The sequence below is a fragment of the uncultured Nitratireductor sp. genome (assembly GCF_913053745.1).
Taxonomy (GTDB): Bacteria; Pseudomonadota; Alphaproteobacteria; order Rhizobiales; family Rhizobiaceae; genus Nitratireductor.
Genome location: NZ_CAJXGF010000265.1, coordinates 1 through 2,255 on the forward strand (window position 1 = coordinate 1; position 2,255 = coordinate 2,255).

At 58.7% G+C, this 2,255-nt stretch carries 1 protein-coding gene and 2 pseudogenes; 2 read left to right on the forward strand and 1 reads right to left on the reverse strand.

Translation table 11 applies throughout. From position 1 onward, the window contains the following. Positions 1-621: pseudogene (locus tag QZ638_RS23225) on the reverse strand (hypothetical protein); the annotation flags it as partial. Between the two features lie 229 nt (positions 622-850). On the opposite strand from QZ638_RS23225, the gene QZ638_RS23230 reads away from it, so the two are divergent. Both QZ638_RS23230 and QZ638_RS23235 read left to right on the forward strand, forming a co-directional pair. Then, complete coding sequence (locus QZ638_RS23230; RefSeq protein ID WP_295815133.1) at positions 851-1,996, forward strand: aminotransferase class I/II-fold pyridoxal phosphate-dependent enzyme; 1,146 nt, start codon at positions 851-853, stop codon at positions 1,994-1,996. A 102-nt stretch (positions 1,997-2,098) separates the two neighbouring features. Further along, positions 2,099-2,255 (forward strand): annotated as a pseudogene (locus tag QZ638_RS23235) (nitronate monooxygenase); the annotation flags it as partial.

Consider the following 2,255-nt stretch of genomic DNA (forward strand, 5'->3'; position numbering starts at 1 on the left):
CGGATCGGCGGGATCGAATACGCTAATCCACTCACCCGCCGCTCGGCTTGCGCCCGCCCCGGAAGACGTCGTTTCCCCGCCGGCCGAAAAATCCTCTTCCTCGAGTTCCAGTGGCGGGTTGGGAACGCTGGTGTCGCGCTGCGCATTGGACATCAATATTCCGCTGGACAACGTCCACCAAACCCCCATACCGACAAATGCCACCAACGTGGCTACAAGGAAAAACATGGCATAAGGGCGACGTTGCCCGGGGAGAGCCTCGCGAATACGACGCCGTGTTTCCGCCTGCGAAGGCTCGTCTGATCCGAAATTGCGATCCCTCGGGTCGATTTGCGGCGCGAAGTCGCCATTGCCGCCGTTCGATGGTGTCGCATCGCGGCGCGGTTCCGGTGCCGATTGCGGAGGGGAAGCCTGACGCTGACCGGGCCCAGGATGCGGCCGCGATGGAACCTCTACCTTGGGCGCTGCTTGAGGCGGTGGACCAGCGGCGGGAACGAACTCTGTCTCGATCTCGGTGATCGTCGCCTTCAGATTGTCACGCCTGGCAAGCTTGGCATCATCGGAAAGATCGTCGCGCGCTTCAAGCGTCCGCTCCAGCGCGGCAAAGGCGGAACGATACACCTTCTCCCGAAAAGGCCGCTTGCTTGCATCGCCCTTTTCGAACGCCTTTCTTATGGCTTTTTCTATCGCGTCCAAGGCTGGCTGCCCTCTTTGCCTGTCTTGCCCCATGGTTAACCGTTGGTGAGTATGCAATCAACGGTGATAACAAGGTGTGAACATACGGCATTTCCTGCCCACGGTTGCGGAAACCGGTTCATATTCCCTCAAATCGCGGCCGAAGGAGATCAGAATGCGGGATTTTGCGCTTGAAGTTCACTTCTCGCGCTGGGAGTTCAATGCCCGGTATCACATGACCGCATCCGACATGGAAAGCATGACGCTCGGCGAACTTGTGCAGATGGCGGGCCCCTCCGCAGGCGAAGAACTCGAAAAATTATGGCTCGGCTACACGGAGACCTGGGGTTCGCCGGATCTGCGTGAAGCCATCGCCGGGACATATGACCGGCTTTCCGCCAGCGACATCCTCTGCTTCGCCGGGGCGGAAGAAGGCATCTACGCCGCGATGCGGGTAATGCTCTCGCCCGAAGACCACGCAATCGTCTCGGTACCCAACTACCAGGCAGCCGAAACAGTGCCGCTTGGGCTTTGTGCGGTAACCGGCGTTCCGCTTCTGGAAGACCTCAATTGGCGGCTCGACCTCGACGCAGTGCGTGCCGCGATCAGGCCCAACACGAAACTCATCTCGGTCAATCTACCCAACAATCCCACCGGCGCGCTGATGCCGCAGGCGGATTTTGCGGCGCTGGTGGATATCTGCCGCGAGCATGATCTCTATCTTTTCAGCGACGAAGTCTATCGTCTGCTTGAGAGCGAGAAAACCAAACGCCTGTCGCAGGTCGCCGATGTCTATGAAAAAGGCGTTTCACTCAATGTGATGTCGAAAGCCTATGGCCTGCCGGGTTTGCGCATCGGTTGGATCGCCAGTCGCGACACCATGCTCCTGCGCAAGCTGGAACGCTACAAGCACTATCTTTCCATCTGCAATTCCGCCCCGAGCGAACGGCTCGCCGTTATGGCACTGTCGGTTCGCGAGCGGATTCTTACGCGCAATCGCACGCTCATCGCGGAAAACATCGGGAAGATGAATGCCTTCTTCGCCGATTATCCGGCCCTGTTCGATTGGGTACAACCGGACGGCGGTTGTGTCGCGTATCCGCGGTACAAGGGGCGTGATGGCGTGGAACGGTTCTGCCACAACCTTTTGGAGGAAGAGGGCGTGCTCCTTTTGCCGGCCTCGGTGTATCGCTCAGAGCTTATGGAGACGCCGGTCGATCGATTTCGCATCGGCTTCGGACGCAAGGGCATAGACGAGGGTCTGACCGCTATGCGGGCTTTTCTCGACCGCAAACACAACAGCGACCTTGCAACCGGGTAAGAAGACTTGCAACGTCAAAAATGCGAGAAGAGCTTCCCAACAGGGGGTGAGATGCTGTAGAGATTTTGACGTTTACGAATACGTCAATTCAGAGGATTGCCAATGGCGCTTCCGGCCGTTTTCGACAATTTGCGTTTGCCCGTGGTCGGCGCACCGATGTTCATCATCTCGCATCCGCCGCTGGTCGTCGCCCAGTGCAAGGCTGGCGTGGTCGGCTCATTTCCGGCGCTAAATGCACGCCCCAAGGAACAACTCGGCG